The sequence below is a fragment of the Allorhizobium sp. Av2 genome (genome assembly GCF_021462805.2).
Lineage (GTDB): Bacteria > Pseudomonadota > Alphaproteobacteria > Rhizobiales > Rhizobiaceae > Allorhizobium > Allorhizobium vitis_G.
Map to the genome: position 1 here is coordinate 324,677 of NZ_CP192699.1, position 19,059 is coordinate 343,735.

At 60.8% G+C, this 19,059-nt stretch carries 23 protein-coding genes; 13 read left to right on the forward strand and 10 right to left on the reverse strand.

Annotation, left to right across the window (positions count from 1 at the left end; all coding sequences use genetic code 11):
- The first annotated feature begins 48 nt into the window (after positions 1-48).
- The 5 genes from FS819_RS27205 to FS819_RS27225 all read left to right on the forward strand — a co-directional run bounded on the left by FS819_RS27205 (position 49) and on the right by FS819_RS27225 (position 5,173).
- Positions 49-1,800: a ParB/RepB/Spo0J family partition protein gene (locus FS819_RS27205; protein ID WP_070149929.1), complete on the forward strand. Its 1,752-nt coding sequence runs from the start codon at positions 49-51 to the stop codon at positions 1,798-1,800.
- Positions 1,797-2,690 carry a DUF7007 domain-containing protein gene (locus FS819_RS27210; protein WP_070149930.1) on the forward strand — a complete coding sequence of 298 codons (894 nt, stop codon included), beginning with the start codon at positions 1,797-1,799 and terminating at the stop codon, positions 2,688-2,690. The genes FS819_RS27205 and FS819_RS27210 overlap by 4 nt, the downstream gene beginning before the upstream one ends.
- Complete coding sequence (locus FS819_RS27215; protein ID WP_070149931.1) at positions 2,687-2,998, forward strand: hypothetical protein; 312 nt, start codon at positions 2,687-2,689, stop codon at positions 2,996-2,998. The genes FS819_RS27210 and FS819_RS27215 overlap by 4 nt, the downstream gene beginning before the upstream one ends.
- A 385-nt stretch (positions 2,999-3,383) precedes the next feature.
- Positions 3,384-3,971: a hypothetical protein gene (locus FS819_RS27220; RefSeq protein ID WP_070167294.1), complete on the forward strand. Its 588-nt coding sequence runs from the start codon at positions 3,384-3,386 to the stop codon at positions 3,969-3,971.
- A 278-nt stretch (positions 3,972-4,249) separates the two neighbouring features.
- On the forward strand, positions 4,250-5,173 hold the full coding sequence (locus tag FS819_RS27225) for an ArdC family protein (protein WP_070149934.1): 924 nt from the start codon (positions 4,250-4,252) through the stop codon (positions 5,171-5,173).
- A gap of 3 nt (positions 5,174-5,176) precedes the next feature.
- Here FS819_RS27225 and FS819_RS27230 read toward each other — a convergent pair whose 3' ends face one another.
- Positions 5,177-5,350, reverse strand: coding sequence for a hypothetical protein (locus tag FS819_RS27230; RefSeq protein ID WP_197433299.1), 174 nt, complete (start codon positions 5,348-5,350; stop codon positions 5,177-5,179).
- Positions 5,351-5,805: 455 nt separating this feature from the next.
- Between FS819_RS27230 and FS819_RS27235 the strand changes: the two genes are divergently transcribed.
- The 3 genes from FS819_RS27235 (at position 5,806) to FS819_RS27245 (ending at position 7,064) form a co-directional block, all read left to right on the forward strand.
- Entirely contained in the window at positions 5,806-6,114 is a 309-nt protein-coding gene (locus tag FS819_RS27235; protein ID WP_018326263.1) for a DUF736 domain-containing protein, read from the forward strand.
- A 319-nt stretch (positions 6,115-6,433) separates the two neighbouring features.
- Positions 6,434-6,598, forward strand: a complete 165-nt coding sequence (locus FS819_RS27240) for a hypothetical protein (RefSeq protein ID WP_165906880.1) — start codon at positions 6,434-6,436, stop codon at positions 6,596-6,598.
- A 292-nt stretch (positions 6,599-6,890) separates the two neighbouring features.
- The gene (locus FS819_RS27245) at positions 6,891-7,064 is read left to right on the forward strand and encodes a hypothetical protein (RefSeq protein ID WP_174007836.1); all 174 of its coding nucleotides are present in this window, start codon (positions 6,891-6,893) and stop codon (positions 7,062-7,064) included.
- 36 nt (positions 7,065-7,100) lie between these two features.
- Here FS819_RS27245 and FS819_RS27250 read toward each other — a convergent pair whose 3' ends face one another.
- The 6 genes from FS819_RS27250 to traC all read right to left on the reverse strand — a co-directional run bounded on the left by FS819_RS27250 (position 7,101) and on the right by traC (position 10,830).
- Positions 7,101-7,604 (reverse strand): thermonuclease family protein, encoded by a 504-nt coding sequence (locus tag FS819_RS27250; protein ID WP_070149935.1) that lies wholly within the window; start codon positions 7,602-7,604, stop codon positions 7,101-7,103.
- Between the two features lie 64 nt (positions 7,605-7,668).
- Positions 7,669-7,953, reverse strand: coding sequence for a WGR domain-containing protein (locus FS819_RS27255; protein WP_070149972.1), 285 nt, complete (start codon positions 7,951-7,953; stop codon positions 7,669-7,671).
- 210 nt (positions 7,954-8,163) lie between these two features.
- Positions 8,164-8,361, reverse strand: a complete 198-nt coding sequence (locus FS819_RS27260; RefSeq protein WP_070149936.1) for a hypothetical protein — start codon at positions 8,359-8,361, stop codon at positions 8,164-8,166.
- Positions 8,362-8,389: 28 nt separating this feature from the next.
- On the reverse strand, positions 8,390-10,327 hold the full coding sequence (gene traG, locus FS819_RS27265) for a Ti-type conjugative transfer system protein TraG (RefSeq protein ID WP_070149937.1): 1,938 nt from the start codon (positions 10,325-10,327) through the stop codon (positions 8,390-8,392).
- Positions 10,314-10,529, reverse strand: a complete 216-nt coding sequence (traD, locus tag FS819_RS27270) for a type IV conjugative transfer system coupling protein TraD (RefSeq protein WP_015647743.1) — start codon at positions 10,527-10,529, stop codon at positions 10,314-10,316. Before traD ends, traG begins: the two co-directional genes overlap by 14 nt.
- Before the next feature lie 4 nt (positions 10,530-10,533).
- Positions 10,534-10,830, reverse strand: a complete 297-nt coding sequence (traC, locus tag FS819_RS27275; protein WP_070149938.1) for a conjugal transfer protein TraC — start codon at positions 10,828-10,830, stop codon at positions 10,534-10,536.
- A 250-nt stretch (positions 10,831-11,080) separates the two neighbouring features.
- On the opposite strand from traC, the gene traA reads away from it, so the two are divergent.
- The 4 genes from traA to FS819_RS27295 are packed head-to-tail and all read left to right on the forward strand — an operon-like array spanning position 11,081 to position 16,749.
- Positions 11,081-14,404, forward strand: a complete 3,324-nt coding sequence (traA, locus tag FS819_RS27280; RefSeq protein WP_070149939.1) for a Ti-type conjugative transfer relaxase TraA — start codon at positions 11,081-11,083, stop codon at positions 14,402-14,404.
- Positions 14,401-14,967, forward strand: a complete 567-nt coding sequence (traF, locus tag FS819_RS27285) for a conjugative transfer signal peptidase TraF (RefSeq protein WP_081341785.1) — start codon at positions 14,401-14,403, stop codon at positions 14,965-14,967. Before traA ends, traF begins: the two co-directional genes overlap by 4 nt.
- The gene (locus FS819_RS27290; protein ID WP_070149940.1) at positions 14,957-16,123 is read left to right on the forward strand and encodes a conjugal transfer protein TraB; all 1,167 of its coding nucleotides are present in this window, start codon (positions 14,957-14,959) and stop codon (positions 16,121-16,123) included. Before traF ends, FS819_RS27290 begins: the two co-directional genes overlap by 11 nt.
- A 17-nt stretch (positions 16,124-16,140) precedes the next feature.
- Positions 16,141-16,749, forward strand: coding sequence for a TraH family protein (locus FS819_RS27295; protein ID WP_070167296.1), 609 nt, complete (start codon positions 16,141-16,143; stop codon positions 16,747-16,749).
- Between the two features lie 108 nt (positions 16,750-16,857).
- Here the strand turns inward: FS819_RS27295 and FS819_RS27300 are convergent, their stop codons facing one another.
- Both FS819_RS27300 and FS819_RS27305 read right to left on the reverse strand, forming a co-directional pair.
- A complete protein-coding gene (locus FS819_RS27300; RefSeq protein ID WP_018326250.1) occupies positions 16,858-17,256 on the reverse strand; it encodes a type II toxin-antitoxin system VapC family toxin in 399 nt (132 codons plus the stop codon).
- Positions 17,253-17,504 carry a hypothetical protein gene (locus FS819_RS27305; RefSeq protein WP_018326249.1) on the reverse strand — a complete coding sequence of 84 codons (252 nt, stop codon included), beginning with the start codon at positions 17,502-17,504 and terminating at the stop codon, positions 17,253-17,255. Before FS819_RS27305 ends, FS819_RS27300 begins: the two co-directional genes overlap by 4 nt.
- A 299-nt stretch (positions 17,505-17,803) precedes the next feature.
- Between FS819_RS27305 and traR the strand changes: the two genes are divergently transcribed.
- Positions 17,804-18,508: an autoinducer-binding transcriptional regulator TraR gene (gene traR, locus FS819_RS27310; RefSeq protein WP_015647751.1), complete on the forward strand. Its 705-nt coding sequence runs from the start codon at positions 17,804-17,806 to the stop codon at positions 18,506-18,508.
- A gap of 14 nt (positions 18,509-18,522) precedes the next feature.
- On the opposite strand, the gene FS819_RS27315 is transcribed toward traR, so the two are convergent.
- Positions 18,523-18,822, reverse strand: a complete 300-nt coding sequence (locus tag FS819_RS27315) for a transcriptional repressor TraM (RefSeq protein ID WP_070167297.1) — start codon at positions 18,820-18,822, stop codon at positions 18,523-18,525.
- Positions 18,823-19,059: the final 237 nt, after the last annotated feature.

Sequence of the window (19,059 nt, forward strand, 5' to 3'; positions counted from 1 at the left end):
GGGCTGGCAAGGCGCCGGTCCGGAACTCTCTAGACAAGGACAAATCCCATGCAGATCATGAAGGTTGACCCGCGCGCTCTGAAGGAAAACCCCGACCGGATGCGCCAGTCAAAGTCGTCGCCGCAGGCCGATGCGCTGATGCTGGCCACGATCAAGGCCGTCGGCATCGTCCAGCCGCCGGTGGTCGCCCCGGAGACGGATGGTGGCAACGGCTACATCATTGACGCTGGCCATCGCCGCGTCCGCCTCGCCATCGCGGCTGGTCTTGAGGAGATCGAAATTCTCGTCGTTGATGCAGCCAACGACAATGGCGCGATGCGTTCGATGGTCGAGAACAGCGTCCGCGAAGCGCTCAATCCCGTCGATCAATGGCGAGGTATCGAACGGCTCGTTGCTCTCGGCTGGACAGAGGAAGCTATCGCCGTCGCTCTCGCCCTCCCCGTTCGCCAGATCCGCAAGCTGCGCCTGCTTGCCAATGTCCTGCCAGCTATGCTGGAGCAGATGGCGCTGGGCGATATGCCGTCCGAGCAGCAGTTGCGGGTGATCGCCGCGGCGGGCCAGGTCGAACAGAAGGAGGTCTGGAAAGCGCACAAGCCCAAGAAGGGCGACACGGCGCCATGGTGGCAGATTGCGAATGCGCTCACGAAGAAGCGCATGTATGCCAGGGACGCGAGCTTCGGCGATGATCTGGCTCAGGCCTACGGCATCGAATGGGTGGAGGATCTCTTCGCACCGGCCGACGAGGACGGCCGCTACACCACCAATGTCGAAGGTTTTCTCGGCGCCCAGCACGAATGGATGACGAACAATCTGCCGAAGCGCGGCGCGATCGTCGAGGTCAACAGCTGGGGCCAGCCGGAACTGCCGAAGAAGGGATCCCAAGTCTACGGCAAGCCGTCCAAGTCCGACCATAAGGCGCTCTACCTCGATCGTGACGGCAAGGTCCAGACGGTGCATTACCGCATCCCCGAGGCGGCGAACCCGAAGGGTGCTGTTGGCGACGGATCGGTCACTGGCGGCGATGACACCGACGCAGTCGCCACGCCGAAAGTCCGGCCCGACGTCACGCAGAAGGGCCACGACATGATCGGCGATTTCCGCACTGATGCCCTGCACGATGCGCTCGGTCGCGCGCCGATCGAGGATGATATGCTGATGGCGCTGATGGTCCTGGCGTTCGCCGGCCTGAATGTCCGCATCGACTCCGGCGCAGATGGCACCTTCTACGGCGGCAAGCGCTTCTCGCGTCATGCCGTCGGACTGTTTGACGAGCATGGCAAGCTCGCCTTCGATCAAGACACGCTTCGGGTTGCGGTTCGCTCGGTGCTGATCGACGTCCTCTCGTGCCGGCGTGGCATGTCGAACAGCGGCATGGTCGCGCGCATCGCCGGCGAGGCGATCGGCGCCGACGCGTTCCTGCCAAACATGGGCTCGGAAGATTTCCTCTTGTGCTTGTCGCGCCAGGCACTGGAAGCCTCTTGCGCTGAGGCATCGATCCAGCCGCGCCCTAAGGTCCGCGAGACGCGTACAGCGCTCGTCGAGCATTTCGCAACTAAGCACTTTGTCCATCCGTCGGGCCGCTTCGCACCGCCGGCTGACGAACTGCTCGACTGGATCCGGGCAGGCTCTGCCACAGATGTCGTCGGCGCCGGGTCGCTCGACGACGGCCGCGCTGATGGTACCGCTGAGGACCAGGATGGGGAAATCGACAACGAGATGGAACGGGAAGGCATGCAGGGGGCAGACCGCCCAGATGACGCTGAGCTTGACGAGGACTTCGATCAGAGGGCTGCAGCATGACCGCCGCCTTCCAGTCGAACATGACGCCACCCACCCCCGATCATTCGGGGGTGGAGTTTGCCACCACTGCGGACGGCCTGCCCGTGGCCCGCATCGGTGACCTGGTCCTTGGCATGATCACATCACCCAGCGGCTTTGCTTTTGTTGCAAGCGCCGGTGCGATCCGTCGGCCACTCGCCGATCTGACGCGGGCAGATTTCATCGGGCATAACGGCCGGGTGGCGGATGAAGCGGAATTCCGTGCACGCGTCGCCGAGACCGCTGGTCACAAACGCGATCTGGCCAAGCTGAACCGCGTGCAAACCCGAATGTCGGCCAGCACACCATGGGGCGGATCGCAGATGGCGGTCGTGTACGCAGAGGGCGTCGTCGCCCACATGACATCAGGGCATGGCGGCTTCCATCTGTCGACTGAGCGCAATGCCAAGGTCCATCCGCTGCTGCGGAAGGACACGCCTTGGTATGAAGAGGACTGCGAATGGGCGATCGTTGCGGTAAGTTTCCCGGACCTATTCACCGCTTACGAGCGGTCGATGGCAGAAAAGACCATCCGCAATACCTGGCCCGACGTCTGGGAGAAAATCTATGGCCGCACGCTCGCCGAGGGCGAGAGCTGGGGCAAGGACCGCTGGGCGTTCGATCAACGCCATGCGGCGGACTACATCGTTATGTCGGCAATCTTGTCCGATCATCGCCCCGGCATGACGGAGGTCGTGGCGAAGATCGGCGGAGGCCATATCCGCGGTGGTGAAGAACGCCGCTTTCTGGTGGCAAGCGACGAATATGCGGGGCGGGGGCGGTTCGGCTTCGTCATCGATCTCGCTCGCCACGCTGAGTATGATGGCCCCTCCTCCTTCATCGGCTGGCGAAGCCGGGAGGATGGGTCATGATTGACGTCCGCCCCTTGAGGCCGCAGGCGAAAGCAATCGGCGCCCGGCACGAGACAGAGCGGCATCTCGATTGTCCGACCCGTCAGATTGCGGCGCGCGCCGGGAGACAGGTGACCACGGTGAAGGTCCGGAGCCGCCCGCGGCGCCGGTCCAGTCTCCGTCTCTACCTTCGGGAGCTCTTCGACCGCTTTGCCTTCGAGCGCTGGGTCGAACTCGACACGATCGCCTGCAGGCTGGCAATGCAGGAGCAGGTCGTCGGTCAGTTCCAGCATCGCGACCGCGAGCCTGTGCTGCATTCGGCGATATAGGAAGACCCGAGGCGAGTGAGCTGGCGATGTGCTTGCCGGCTTCGATGGCATCGGCATTGCGGGCTTTGCCATGTGCCTTCTCTTGGGCATCGGGAGTGATATCGGACCCGTGCCGGACTGCTCTTCTTGTTCGCTGCGGTCTGAACCGGCGGCCGGTCGTTTCAAGGCCGCTGTCGCGCCGCGGGGCGGCCGATCCAGCCTCTCTGCGCGAGGGCAAGCTCGCGGTCTGCTCAGGCCAAGGCCTGCTGGTCCGCAAACCTGCCCTGCTGGCTCAGTTGGATCGGACCTGTGAAGCCACCCGTCCCTTGCCGGTTCCTGGTCGTCCGCATCGAAGGGCAGACCGGCACGGGTCGGAACCGCTTCGGAAGCCAAGGAAGGAACAGACATGGCCAAGCCCTCTATCCCCAATCGCTCCAACGCACGGGTCTCGCAATCTCGCCGCGCTACCACCCTCGAAATGGTCCGCCTCTCCTGCCCCGACGCCACCCAGGCGTCCAAGATCGCGACAAGCTTCGGCACGGCAGTCGTCGATAGCGATGGCATCCGCAGCCTTCACGAGCGGCTGATCGTCGAGACCGCCGAAAGCCTGTCCGAAGGCCTCGGCGAGAAGGCGATGCAGATCCACCTCCAGCGCATCGTCGGGGCCTTTGTCGGATCCGCGTATGGCGCCGGGCAATTCTACTCCCGCGCCGTCACAGAGGCGCGCGACGCAACGGCCAAGGCGTCCAATGACGCCCGCGACGAGAATCTCGATGGTCCGGTTGGCTATGACAGCGCCGCCCAGCGCAAGCGGGAGTTCGCGGCCGACATGGGTGTCCAATCGCACGCGCTGCGCATGGCGGCCGAGGGCGCAGTCGCCGCCTATGAACAGGTCATCGGCGAGACCTGGAAGCCCTTCGACCGGCCGGTCGAAAATCCGGGCGCATCGCTCGACCGCAAAGCAGCCGAAGCTCAGTTGGCCGCATTCGGATAATACGAACGGCGGGGTCGCACCCCGCCCCTTCCTTCTTGTTCCTTGGCTGGCGCCTGCATGCGCCGGCCTTTTCTCAGGTCCAAAACGAAAGCTGGATGCGCGCCTGTTGCGGCCCGTCCCGCTCGGCGGTCCTGCAGGAGCCGGGCGCCCATGCAACGGCTTTGCCGTCCTCCACACTGTTACGGCCGTTCCGGTGCATGGCCGCACCATCGGCCCCTGACTTCGGACCTCCGTGACGGACCGCGATAGGCGCGGTCCTGAGAAAAGGAAAAGAAGTCATGACGAGGAAAGCGGAATCGGACCGTATCGACATCTATACGCGGATCACCGATCGGATCGTTGAAGATCTCGAACAGGGCGTTCGTCCCTGGATGAAACCATGGAGCGCCGTCAATACCGATGGTCGGATCTCCCGGCCCCTGCGACACAACGGCCTCCCATATTCCGGCATGAACGTGCTGCTCCTGTGGTCGGAGCAGGTATCGCGGGGGTTCTCCTCCTCGATGTGGATGACATTCAAACAGGCCCTCGAACTGGGCGGCGCCGTACGGAAGGGCGAAACGGGCTCGACGGTCGTCTTTGCGAGCCGCTTTACAAAGTCGGTGGCCGACGGAAACGGCAATGAGGTCGATCGGCAAATTCCGTTCCTGAAGGCATACTCGGTGTTCAATACCGAGCAGATCGAGGGTTTGCCTGACAGCTATTATGCGCTGCCGGTCAAGGTCCGGGATCCTGTCGAGCGAATAGAGAGCGCCGATCTCTTCTTCCGCAACACCGGCGCGGTCATCCGACACTGCGGCAACCAGGCCTATTATTCACCGGTCATGGATTACATCCAGATGCCGCCCTTCGAGGCGTTCCGCGATGCAGCCGGGTATGCGGCCGTCCTCAGTCATGAGGCGACTCACTGGACGGCGGCGGAACATCGCGTCGGACGAGATCTGTCCCGGTATGCGAAGGATCGAACGGAACGCGCGCGCGAAGAACTCATTGCCGAGCTCGGCAGTTGCTTCCTCTGCGCCGATCTCGGTATCGTGCCGGAGCTCGAGCCGCGGCCGGATCATGCGTCCTACCTCCAGTCGTGGCTATCGGTGCTGGCCAACGACAAGCGGGCGATCTTCCAGGCTGCGGCCCATGCGCAGCGCGCCGTGAGTTTCCTGCATTCCTTGCAGCCGCAAGAGGATCTGAAGGCTGCGGCCTGACGTTCAGGCGCGGTCGTCACCACCGGTGGCGGCCGCGTGATCCTCATCCCGTTGGTCCTTCAGACCTTGGGAGATGTCAGCATCCAGCCTTCCCCAGATCGACGGTTTTTGAGCGTCGGGTTTGGGTTTACGGGACGGTTTGCGCTCAATGATGAACGGCTTGGTCTGCTGAGGCATTGATCCTCCAGGCTGCGATTCGCGAGTGCAACAATATCGCACCGGGGAGATCGGGCAAGCGAGCCAATGTTAGCCCGAACTTGTGTCCCCGACTGAAGCAAGCAACGACGGTCGAAGCGGGGGATGGCGCAAGATGCCATTCGTGCCCGGGCGAGTGCGGCGGAACACCATTGCCATATCCCTTCGCGTCAGAGTTTCCGGCAACCCATCTGCGGGCTCGATGAGGCATGTCTGACCGGAGACCGGCTGCGCCTCGATCGTCTTCCCGCAACGACAAGGCTCAGATTTCTTACCCCGGAAGGCTGCGCCCTCCTCCTCGCCCACTAACAAATCTGCGACTTGCCGTCCTCCATTTCATTCCGGCCCTATTGGGTGCGGTCCGATCGTCACCGGTCTTTTGACAGCTATCGAGGTCGCGATGGGCGCGGCCCGAACACGAGAAAAGGAATACGACAATGGCAACCATAGGCACATTCACCTCCACCGAAAACGGCTTCACCGGCTCCATCCGCACGCTCGCCCTTAACGTCAAGGCCCGCATCGCTCGGGTCGAGAACCCCTCCGACAAGGGCCCGCAGTTCCGCGTCTACGCCGGCAGCGTCGAGCTAGGTGCCGCCTGGCAGAAAACCTCCGAACAGGGCCGCGACTACCTCTCGGTCAAGCTCGACGATCCGAGCTTCCCAGCTCCGATCTACGCAACACTCGCCGAAGTTGAAGGCGAGGATGGTCTCCAGCTCATCTGGTCCCGCCCGAACCGGGACTGATTGACATCACGGGGCTCCGCCATCGGCGGAGCCTTCTCCTCTGCCGAGAAGTAAAGACGGACCCGGCATCGAGCCAGGTCCGTCTTTTTTGGTGGCATACGGTTAGCGGGGAAGCTGCTCAGTATGAGCGATCGTACCAAGCGGGCATCGCGGCCTCAAGGATGAGCGGTTCCCCCAATTTACTCCACCCGCCCATGGGCTGCTTGCGCAAATCGGCTCCCCCACTCCCCGGCTCTGCCGGTCGCTGGCGCGATCCCTGACCCCGCGATCCCCCCTCGGACCCGTCGGTCATCTTTCACAAACTCAAGGAGATGGGACGATGACGATCGAACAGCACATCGAAGAACTGCGCGCCGAGCTCAAGAACGCATGCGACGCTGCGGAGCGCCGCGAGATCCAGACCGAGCTGGACCTGGCTCAAGCGGAGTTGGCAATCATCACGGCAGAGCAGGACGGAAGCGTTGATGCCGAGCCGCCCTTCTGAGGGCGGTATACTACACAGCTAGGCGTGGTCTCTGTGTAAGGTGTCGAAAGGCGGAGACATTGCACGGTGTCCTTGTCGAGCGAGGCCATCGACCCCAGGGATGTTGCGGTCCGGTCGTCGGGCAGCAACTCATCGCCATCAGAATTTTCCCCGCCGCTTCGCGTCTCCTCGCGCGCCAAAATTCAGGTGTCGATAAGTCCTCCGCTTCGCTGCGGCCGTACCGATGCAACCCTCCTTGTCCCGGCCTGCGGCCGATCCCTGCGATGTCCGCAATCGACAAGGAGAAACCACCATGCAACGCCTCGCACAATTCCTGGCCGCCACAGGCCGCAAGCTTTCTTCCCTTGGCAAGGTTATCGGCCACTTTTTCCGCAAGGGCAAACTCGGCCTGAAGCTCGCGATCAAGATCCCGTTCTTCGTCGAGATCGAGATCTCCTTTGAAACAGATTGGAGCAGGCGCCGATAACGGCGTTGTGCAACGGCCAGCAATCGTGGGCCGGTTTCAGCACCAGGGCTGTCTACGGCCCGTCCAGGTTCTGGCCAGGCCTTCCGATACGAGGATATCACCGAGGCTCCTGCCGTCACGGATGAGGACGCGGAGCTTGCGACCGTACTTGTCTTCGTCGCGTCCGGGCCATGCGCGAAGCTTGAAGGAGCCCTGATTGACCAGTTCGATCAGGCGATCGGTCGCTCTATTTCCCAGCGCCAGCTCCGTTGCGCATTTCGGCTCGCTGATCTCGGGAGCGTCGATATGGGCAATGCGGATTTTTGCGCCCTCAACCCAGAGAGTATCTCCGTCCACGACGCAGGCGAAGCGATCACCACCGAAACATTTCCGGTATGTCGTCTCCGGACTGATGACCAAGCTCGCAGCCTCGGCGACTGGAACGATCCCAAATATGTGAGCGCCCAGCGCACAGCCGGATACTGCGATCGCGACGATGATCTTTCTCACGGGATACCGGACCTCTGGCCGAAGGCTATGGTCATTCTGCTGCAATTCCATGGGTCTCAATTTGAGTTCGATCCGTCAGAGATGGTTTTCATATCGCTCTTCGGTGAAGCTGGCGCTAACGCCGCTGCAAGCTGTCCCGGTACGTATGTTGAGCCGAGTTGATTGTACGGTATCCCCTGTGGCGTTTTTGCCTGACGAGATCGAGGAACAATTCAACCGCGTCTTTCTCTTGCTCGAAGTGATGAACCTTTAGCTGGCCTCTGGTTCCGATGCGTCCCCAGCGCCGCATAAGACAGGCCTCTCCGAAGAGGGTCGGTTCGATCGACATGGCATAGAAGCGCGCCATGTTTTTCTCAGCATTCGTGCGTTCGACATAAAGGTGATAGGGCTGGGCGATCATGGTGAGAGAATCGCGCAATCGGGCCCATGCGTCCAACGAGAGTTGTGAATCGATGGTCGCGGAACGATTCAGTTTTGTGAAGTATGGACAGAAGGAGCGCGGGGCGGTCCGCCTTTGGCGTACGGCTCTATTCGCTGAAGCGAACGAAGCCCAACTGTGGTCTTCGCCGATCCCGGTAACGATCCTCCCGCGATAGCCGACTTCCACTGATCAGTATCCCAGGTAACCGAGAATATCGGCGCCACAATAGTCGGCTTGCTCGTCTGCATGAGCGATGACATCACCGGTCATGACATCCACCAAAGCGCTATCGCTGTCGCGAACGATTGCCTCAATTTGATGGATGCGGCATTCTTCGATTGCCTCTTCTGCCGTGACCTGTGCCTCGCAGGCTTCCCAATATCTCATCGCTCGATCTTCGGGTCCGGGTTGTCCCTCAGACCTTCATATCCAAAGGTCCACGTTTTCCATGGAAGCGGTTATCGCCAACGCAGGACTTCATGTCGGCTCGCCGGAACCACATCGCGCGACCGCATCGAAGCGGCGCATTTCCCCCGGTGAACACAATTTGCTCATCGGCACGCATGCGGAGGACTTCGTGTGGCTGGATCAATGGTCGGCTGGCCAGCTGCTTCGATCGGGTTCGTGACGAACCCCTCGCCTGAAAACTCCGGCTGACCTGATCGATCTCGACTGTCGTTGTTCCACAACGCCGGGAGATATAGTCCGCGGTCTCCGGATCGTTGATCGCTGAGAAACTGATCCAGCTCGCGCTTTCGAACCACTTGCTGGTGGCGTCGCGTCCGCCATAGGTTTCGCGCATCTGACCGATCGACTGATAGATCATCAGAAGCGTGATCCCGTACTTGCGGCCGGCATCGCGTGCCGTCTCAAGGATCCTCATGAAACCCAGGCGAGCGACCTCGTCGAGAAGGAACAGAGCGCGTCCCGGCATCGCCCCGTCACGATTATAGATGGCGTTCAGGAATGAGCCGATGATCACCCTTGCCAGACCACCATGGGTCTCCAGCGTTTTAAGATCCAGGGCGACGAACACGTCGGTCTTTCCCGATGCGATGTCATCGGTCGAAAAGGTCGAACCGGACACGAGACCGGCATAGTTCGGATAGCTCAGCCAATGGGTTTCTTTGATCGCATTGGCATAGACGCCGGAAAATGTCTCCGGGGTCATGTTCACGAACGCTGCCACGTTCTCCTTCACAAAATCGGACTCGGAGTTGTCGTAGATTTCCTGAAGCCGCGCGCGCAGCTTCGGCTCCGGTTCCGAGAGGTTCATGCGCACGGTCCGCAGCGTCTGATTCTTCTTTTCCGTATGACCCGAGAGGCAGACATCGGCGATGATCGCCGTCAGCAGCTGCAAGCCGGATGCCCGAAAGAAATCGTCCCGTACGCCGCTGGCGCGGCCGCTTTCGCTCATGATCCACGAGGCGACCGCAGCGATATCCTCTTGCTTCGTCCCGCCATGCTGACCGATCCAGTCCAGGGCATTGAACCCGATATCGGGATCTTTCGGGTCGAGCACGATGACATCACGGCCGGCCTTAATCCGGTGCGCCTTGACCATCGGCGCCACTTCATTGGATGGATCAAGTACGATCAGCGTGCCGCCCCATTTCAGCGCCGTTGGAATTGTCACCGACGTAGTCTTGAAACCGCCGGAGCCGGCGAAAACGATGCCATGTGACGATCCGAACGAACCATCGAAGCAGAGCAGCGGTGACTTGCCCCCGGCGCCCCATGTCTCAGGCATATCGGCCCGAAACGAGAGTGCCGCCGTGCTGTCGCGATCGACACGATATCGCTCGCCGACGACGATGCCGCCGTCCTCTGCGAACAGCTTCCCTGCCTCCGGCAGTTTCAGCCATTCCGCCTCGCCGTGCAGCGCGCGTTTACCCCGGATGCGTTTCGGCTCGGAACGCGAGAATGCCGCGTTGCCGATCACCGCTACCCGCAGCGCGAACATGCCAGAGAAGAGAGCTGTCGCAGTACCTGTCATTGTTGCCGGGTCGACGTAGGACAGGATCGACCTCGCCGCAGGCACCTGTCCGGCAAATTGCGAAAGCCGCATTCCTTCCCGAACGACGGCAATGGCGATGACGGCGCCCGATCCGGCAGCGACGCCCCACCCTGCGGTCTTGATGTTGACCGATCCCTGGGCACTGAGGAGAAAGATCAGCCCGATCGCAGCACTTGCGATATAGGGCAGCGACAGTCCGATTCGGCCGAGGGTCAATTTGGCCTCTGCCGTTTTTCCGAAACTGGCGAGCCACTGTTCGATCCCCGGCAACGCGAGGGCGATGGCTATCATCATCAGCATCGGGACAACGGCGAGCAGGATCCTATTCGCTGTCATTGCCGAATGCCTCCGCGCCGATTGCGATCAGACGGGATCGCTCCGCCTCATCGGCCTTGATCCTCGTCTTCGCTTCGATCAACAGACCGAGCAACAGCGCGCGTTTTTCATAGCGCAGGCCTGCTTTGACGATCAGGCCGCCCAATTCGATCTTCTCGCGAGCATCCTTCTTTCTTGCCTCTGCTGTGGTCAGCCGTTGCATCCGCTCAAGCCTCGCCAGCCTGGCCCGCAGCCGCGCCAGCACTGAGCGACGTGGCCGTCGACGTTCCGGTCGTTCCAGCGGCACTCTTTTCCTTTCCGTTCGATCCGGCTCTACCTCCGCGAAACCGCTTCGCCACCTCCTCGAACGCCGCCTGAAGATCGGCGTCGTCGATTTCGATCTCTCCGAGCCCCGCCTTCAGCGCAATGCGGCCGATGCGTTCGGCGTCGCGTGTTTCCGCCTGCTTCAGCTGTTCCTGCAGGCGGGCAAGTTCTTCGCGGATTTTCGACGTTGGCTTCTTCATCGGGATGCAATCTCCAGTAATATCCGTGGAATGGTGGGATGAGAGTCCCCGATTTTTCCCCGGCAGGACAGGTACAAATTTGTACCTCGCCAAAGCGTCAGCATTTGGCGAATGATCCCGCCGCTCGACAAGAGCGGATCCAAGGGCGCAATTATACGTCGCTGACGCGACGTTCTGCTTTTGCCCCCTGGCGGGGCCACCTCTTGCGATCAACCTGTTGATTTCGTTCGCAAGAAGGAGCGCTCCACCCGTGGCCGTCCCGCATTTTTCAGTCAGCATCGTCGCCCGTGGCTCTGGCCGCAGCGCAGTGCTGTCTGCGGCCTACCGGCACTGCGCCAGGATGGAGTATGAGCGGGAAGCACGCACAATCGACTACACCAGGAAGCAGGGTCTTCTGCACGAGGAGTTCGTGATCCCTGCCGATGCGCCAAACTGGCTGCGCGCCATGATTGCCGATCGATCGGTCTCGGGAGCCTCAGAAGCGTTCTGGAACAAGGTCGAGGTGTTCGAGAAGCGGGTCGATGCCCAGCTTGCCAAGGATGTGACCATCGCGCTGCCGATCGAGCTATCCTCCGAGCAGAACATCGCGCTGATGCGAGACTTCGTTGCCGAGCATATCACGTCGAAGGGTATGGTCGCGGACTGGGTCTATCACGATGCACCCGGCAACCCGCATGTCCACCTGATGACGACATTGCGGCCTCTGAGCGGGGACGGGTTCGGTGCCAAGAAAGTCGCTGTTCTTGGACCAGACGGCCAGCCCATTCGCAATGACGCCGGCAAAATCATCTATCAACTCTGGGCGGGTGGCACTGAGGACTTCAATGCTTTTCGTGACGGATGGTTTGCTGTCCAGAATCGCCACCTGGCGCTTGCCGGGCTGGATATCCGCATCGATGGCCGATCATTCGAAAAGCAGGGTATCGACCTGACACCGACCATTCATATCGGGGTCGGCGCGACAGCTATCGAGCGAAAATCGGAAACGGAAAACGGGCCGGCCACAGCCCGGTCACGGACGCTCGAGCGGATCGAATTGCAGGAGGAGCGGCGCGCGGACAATGTCCGGCGCATCCAGCGCAATCCCGGTATCGTGCTCGATCTGATCACCCGGGAGAAGAGCGTGTTCAGCAACCAGGACGTGGCGAAGATCCTCCATCGCTATGTCGACGACGCAGCTCTCTTCCAGAGCTTGATGGCGCGGATCATGCAGCATCTGGACGTGCTGCGTCTCGACTGCGAGCGGGTAGACTTTACCTCCGGTGTCAGGACGCCAGCCCGCTACACGACGCGCGAGATGATCCGCATCGAGGCCGAGATGGCAAACCGGTCGATCTGGCTGTCACAGCGATCGTCACACGGCGTCCGGCAGAAGATCATCGAAGCGGTGTTCGACCGCCATGAGCGCCTCTCGGATGAGCAGAAAACGGCCATCGAGCATGTTGCAGGTCCAGAGCGGATTGCAGCCGTGATCGGCCGCGCCGGCGCCGGCAAAACCACGATGATGAAGGCGGCGCGCGAGGCTTGGGAAGCGGCCGGTTGTCGTGTCGTTGGTGCCGCCTTGGCGGGGAAGGCGGCCGAAGGATTGGAAAAGGAAGCGGGTGTGCTTTCCCGCACATTGTCGTCCTGGGAACTGCGCTGGGCTCAAGGTCGCGACCAGCTCGACGACAAGACTGTCATGGTCCTCGACGAAGCCGGCATGGTCTCTTCGAAACAGATGGCGCAGCTTGTTGAAGAGGCGACGGTGCGCGGGGCAAAGCTCGTTCTCATCGGTGATCCCGAACAGTTGCAGCCGATCGAGGCAGGCGCCGCCTTCCGCGCCATCGCTGATCGCATCGGCTACGCCGAACTCGAAACCATCTATCGCCAGCACGAGCAATGGATGCGCGACGCGTCGCTCGATCTCGCCCGCGGCAACATCGCCAAGGCTATCGAGTCCTACAGTGCAAACGGTCGGATGATGGGATCGACCTTGAAGTCGCAAGCTGTCGAAAACCTTATTTCCGATTGGAACCGCGAGTACGATCCGGCCCGGTCCTCGCTGATCCTCGCCCACCTTCGCCGCGACGTGCGGATGCTCAATACGCTGGCGCGCGCCAAGCTGGTGGAGCGCGGACTTGTCGGAGCCGGTCACGCCTTCAAGACGGAAGACGGTATCCGTCATTTTGCCGCTGGCGACCAGATCGTCTTCTTGAAGAATGAAGGCTCGTTGGGCGTCAAGAACGGTATGCTGGCAAAGATCGTGGATGCCGCTCCCGGGCATATCTTGGCCGAGATCGGCGAAGGCGAACATCGCCGAGTTATCAGCGTAGAGCAGCGGTTCTACAACAACGTCGATCATGGATACGCGACGACGATCCATAAGAGCCAGGGCGCGACCGTCGACAGGGTCAAGGTTCTGGCCTCGCTCTCCCTCGACCGTCACCTGACCTATGTGGCAATGACCCGTCATCGAGAGGATCTCGGCGTCTATTATGGCTCGCGGTCCTTCGCCAAGGCGGGTGGCCTTACCGAGCTTCTATCGCGCAAGAACGCAAAGGAAACGACGCTCGACTACGAGAAGGGCGTCTTCTATCGGGCGGCCCTTCGCTTCGCCGACGCGCGCGGCCTGCATCTGGTCAACGTCGCGCGCACCCTCGTTCGCGACCGCGTCGACTGGACCGTTCGCCAGAGACAGAAGCTCTTAAATCTCACCGCCCGCCTGGCGACGATCGGCGCACAGCTCGGTCTCAAGGGCCCGAATACCCAAATGACCCCGAACCCCGTCATGGAGGCAAAGCCAATGGTATCAGGCATCACCACGTTCCCGAAATCGATCGACCATGCCGTTGAGGATCGCCTAGTCGCCGATCCCGGACTGAAGAAGCAATGGCAGGAGGTCACGACACGCTTTACCCAAGTCTTCGCCGAGCCGGAGACCGCGTTCAAGGCGGTCAATATCGACGCCATACTAAAGGATCCGGCAAGAGCGCAGACAACGCTTGCGAAGATCGTAGCGGAGCCGGAAAGTTTTGGAGCGCTCAAAGGCAAGACCGGCATCTTCGCCGGAGCGAATGAGAAGGCGGCGCGCGACACGGCGCTTGTCAACGCGCCTGCCCTGGCGCGAAACCTCGAGCGGTATGTGACGGCGCGCGTCGAGGCGGAGCGCAAGCATGAAGCGCAAGAGCGGGCAATCCGTCTCAAGGTCTCCATCGACATCCCTGCCCTCTCGCCATCGGCCAGGCAAACGCTTGAGCGGATCCGCGATGCGATCGATCGCAACGATCTTCCCGCCGGTCTCGAATATGCGCTGGCCGACAGAAACGTGAAAGCTGAACTTGAAGGCTTCGCCAAGGCTGTGTCCGAGCGTTTCGGAGAACGCAGCCTGCTGCCGATCTCTGCGAAAGATGCAAACGGCGAGACCTTTCACAAATTGACGGCCGGCATGAACCCTTCGCAGAAAAGCGAAGTGCAGTCGGCTTGGAACAGCATGCGCACTGTGCAGCAACTCGCCGCGCACGAGCGCACCACGCTGGCATTGAAGCAGGCTGAAACAGCGCGGCGAACCCAGACCAAGGGGATTTCCCTCAAATGATCATGATGATGCTTGAAGGTGGCACGGTGCCTCGTCAACGTCGCCGCGCATGTTTCACGTTATCCGTGGCAGCCGGTCTGTTGATCGTCCTCTTTGCGGCCGGTTGGGTTGGTGGTCTGCGCATCAACACGACGCCCAGTGAGCCGCTCGGCCTCTGGCGCATTATTCAGCTGACGCGCGCGGCCCGATCCGGGGAAACGGTTTTCGTCTGCCCGCCTGACAATGCTGTCATGCGCGAGGCGAGGCAGCGTGGCTATCTCCGCCCGGGACTTTGCCCCGGCGGGTTCGGGCCGTTGATCAAGACTGTCATCGCGGTGGCGGGACAGCGCGTGGACGTCACCGATCGCATCGCCATTGATGGCGTAACGATCCCCGGCTCCCGCATCATGGAGAAGGACGGACAGGGGCGATCTCTTCTGCACGATCAAAGCGGAATGGTGCGACCCGGAGAGGTGTATTTGCATTCCGACTTCATCGGATCATGGGATTCCCGGTATTTCGGTCCGATGCCTGAGTCCGGCGTGCTCGGTCTGGCGCAAGAGGTGTTGACCTATGCGCCGTGAGGTCATGATGACTGCCGTTCTTGTCCCGCTTGCAGTCGTCGTCGGGGCGGTCGGCTGGAGCGGCCAGGCGCTCCTGCTGCCTGCGGCAACCTTCTTTCCGCTTCTTTGGGCTCGATCGCCGACGCGGATCGCGGCAGCTCTCGTCGCGGCCGGCTATTTCCTGGCGGCGTCACGGGCTTTGCCGTCCGGCGTCGCCCAGTTCTTTGCTGCGGATCTCTGGGTCGGGCTCTGCTTCTGGATAGCTGCGGCATCGTCCTTCGTTGCCGTCCATGCGGTATTCTGGACAGCACGGTCGGGCTTGGTAAAAGCGGTGCGATATCTCCTCATCTTGGCTCTCACCGGTCTGCCCCCGCTCGGGATCACAGGCTGGGCGCATCCGCTGACGGCGGCCGGCATACTGTTTCCAGAATGGGGATGGTGGGGGCTTCTCGCGTTGACAGCCGGCCTGATCGGTCTCGTAACCCGGATCGGGCCGGCTATCGCCATTGCCCTGTCAGGTCTATGGCTTTGGTCCGCCGCATCGGGGACAAATCAGATTCTAGCGGAGGGGTGGCGTGGTGTCGAGCTTGAAATGGGTGCAAGCCTTGGCCGTGACCGCTGGCTGGAACGTCAACGCCATCTGATCGCGTTCGTTCGGGAGGCTGCGGGATCTGACGCAGCTGTGGTGGTTCTGCCAGAGAGCGCGCTGGGCTTCTGGACGCCAACCCTTGAACGTCTCTGGCGGGAAGAATTGCAAGGGACCGGTGTGACGGTAATAGCCGGTGCGGCCGTGATAGATGCGAATGGCTACGACAATGTGATGGTCGCTATTGATGCGCATGGGGGGCGTGTCCTCTATCGCGAGCGCATGCCTGTGCCGGTTTCGATGTGGCGTCCATGGGAGCGATGGACAGGAGAGACCGGCGGCGCCCGCGCCAACCTCTTCGCCAATCCTGTCGTCGAGGTCGCGGGCCGAAAGATCGCACCGCTCATCTGCTACGAGCAGCTCGTACTTTGGCCCATTCTCCAGTCGATGCTACATCGACCCGACGCGATCGTTTTGATCGGCAATGGCTGGTGGACGACGGGTGGCAACATCATCGCTATCCAGCGCGCGAGCGCCAAAGCCTGGTCCGCCCTGTTCGGCGTCCCCCTTGTGATTTCCTTCAATACCTGAACTTTGGAGCCTTCGTCATGGATGCTGCCTTTATCGCGGAATGCGCCGATCCCTCGCTGAAACCCGCCATCGTCGAGCAGTTCGTAGCCGCTGTCGGTCCGGGCGATCCACTGGCCGTTACCGTCAAAGCCGGAGGGCGGCTCATCCTCGTACCAAAACCGAAGACGCCCGACGAGGCTATGGAGATCATACGCCAGTATGTCGGGCAGGCCGTCGTGCGTGTGGGCCTTACACAGTTCCCGGCGGGTGTCGGCGTGAAGGACGCATCCGAGCTGAAATCAGATCTGATGGAGCCTTGCGAAAACCTTCGCATGGGGACGAAGATGTTTTCCAAGATCATGCGCATCGTTTCAAAGTGGTATGGCAACCCAACGAGCAGTGAGGTGCTTCCGCAGATCTTCGAAGATGCCGTTTACGCCTGGAACACCGGCCAGTTCGAAGGTGAAAGCGTGTTTCAGGCGGAGGATCCAGGTGGAACGATCGTCGATCGGAAGAAAGTTTCTTCGGATGCCGCGGACAAACCTGATGATGCCACCGCCTCGCAGAGCGAAGGGGAGCCCTCAGACGAAAAGGAGGTTGGGACTGCGGGAATTCGGGTCGATCTGTCCCGGATCGGCGGGCAGTAACGCCCAAACGCTGCAATCCGGCAGTGTGTTCGTGACACTGAGCTCGTCAAGGCTATCCACCAAACTGGGAGTTCGAGCGTCAAGATAGCCCGGCGCGGACACTTGTGCCTACCGTGCCGCGACTTCGATATCGGTGTGTATGAAGTCATCTCCCTTGAACAGCAAAGGCGCCGAAAGGCTTTTGGCGAGCGCGTATGCGGCACAGTCGGCAAGGTTAAGCCTGGCCTTCGCATCGATGCCCTTGCCGTACTTTCCGAAGGCCTCTGAAGCTCTTCGAGCCTGCTCCTCATCAAAGGGCAGGATCTGGACGCCGTTGTCTGTCAGAAAGAGCCAGAGGATTCGCTCACCCTCCGGCCCTCTACGGCGTCGTAGAACGACCGCACATTCATGGGCGTTGACGGCCGACATAGTGAGATCGTCGGCATCCTGAATTACGCGAGCATAAAGAGCACTGTCGTCTTCCCGTTCGAGGATGGCGACTACTGCGGAGGAATCGACGACGATCATTGTTCGTTCAGGTCGTCGAGAATCTCTTTCGGCGACGATGGGTCAAACAGCGGCAGGGCCGAGACCTTTTCGCCGACGGCCATCATCTGCTCGACGGTCATGCGGTTGCGAACAGGCAAATCAGTGGAAACGCCAAGCGCCGCAGCCTCACGTTCGAGCGCCGCGCGAATAAGATCATCCGGTCTACGGCCCACACGGGCCGCAACCTTTCGGGCAAGCTGTTCGGTATCGTGTGTAAGCTGCAACATGGTCTCTCTCTAATGACAGTCCAGATATAGGACATTTTTAAAGACAATAACAGGTGGATGGACCGCACTGTCTGAAAAGTGAGGTCGGTCGACACCCCGACACGTTTTCCGCGAATAAACAAATTCCGAGGTTTTCAATCTCGCGGAAACGATTTAGAAAACCATTCCATGATGGTCAACTTATGCGATTGAATATGCTTCATTCTTTACCAGGTCACTGTTCGCGCGCGTCGCGGTCCCTCTGACTGCCGACGCATTTCGCCACCGCGCAACGGGTGCGATTTACAGGGAGAGTATGGATGTCAAACTGGGTCGAGAAACTGCTGGATATCACCGTGATCGGAAACGATCAGTCCATGGTGAAGGGCGCCCTGGCCAATCTTGCTGATCGGTTCGATTTTGTGGGCTATGCCTTCGTAAACATTCGTCCCGGGCAGACCTATGCGGTCTCCAACTACGATATCGACTGGCAGAAAATCTATGACACGCTGGACTACCGGTTCATCGATCCGGTCATGCGGCAGGCCCAGCTTATAAGGCGCGCTTTCGCCTGGTCCGGCGAAGCCGACAAGAGCTCGCTGTCAAAAGAGCAGAAAAACTTCTTTTCGAAAGCCGCTGATTTCAACATTCGCTCGGGCGTTTCCATCCCGGTCGCCACCGCCAACGGTGCGATGTCCATGCTGACCTTTGCATCGGCGAAGCCTTCGCTTGCTAGTGATATGGAGATCGATGCGATTATGGCTGCCTCAGCGGTCGCCCAGCTTCATACGCGTCTTGAGCACATGCGGGTCACGCCCTCCATCGAGGAAAAGATCGTCCTGACGCCGAAGCAGGTAAACTACATTCGCTGGCTGTCGCTTGGCAAAACGGTCGAGGTGATCGCTGAACTGGAGCAGGCAAAGTATGCTGGCGTCCGCTCTGCGATTGACGATGTCAGAACGCGCTACAATCTGGCCAATCATGCGCAGGTGGTGGCTTTGGCTATACGACGCGGCCTGATTTAGGCTGATCTGGCGGGTCAGGCCTTGGGCGTATAGCCCAGAATGTGCAGGAGGGTGGTCAGCGCCGACATTTGCGCGTGCATCCTGATGGTTGCTTCGAGATAGGCAATATGGGTATCGCTAACAAGCTCCTTGCCGGCTTTAACGTCAGCCGGCAGTTCATTGAACAGATTTTCTGCCCGCTCCAATAGATCCCGATGTTCGCGGATTGCATCGATCGTGAGACGCTCAACGAGCGGTGACGGAAGCCCATTCAAGAGCCCTATCAGCGGCTTCAGATCGACTGCCTCGCCATTCAATCGGTCGTCGGCGTCCATGTTCAACTCCCAAAACAGGAATGCGCGGTGCGCCCCCGCATAGTTCCTGACCCCTGGCGATCGGGGAGTTAGTAACCGAGCATGCGCCGGCCCATAGACCTTTAGTTCCGAGGAACCTGGACATACGTCCATGGCTCCCCGACCATAGGTCGAGGAATTCGGCGCCCTAACGGCGGACGCCAAACCGGCATGCGTCGGGTTACTAAGCCCGGAGGCAGCGCGTACTGCCTCACCAGC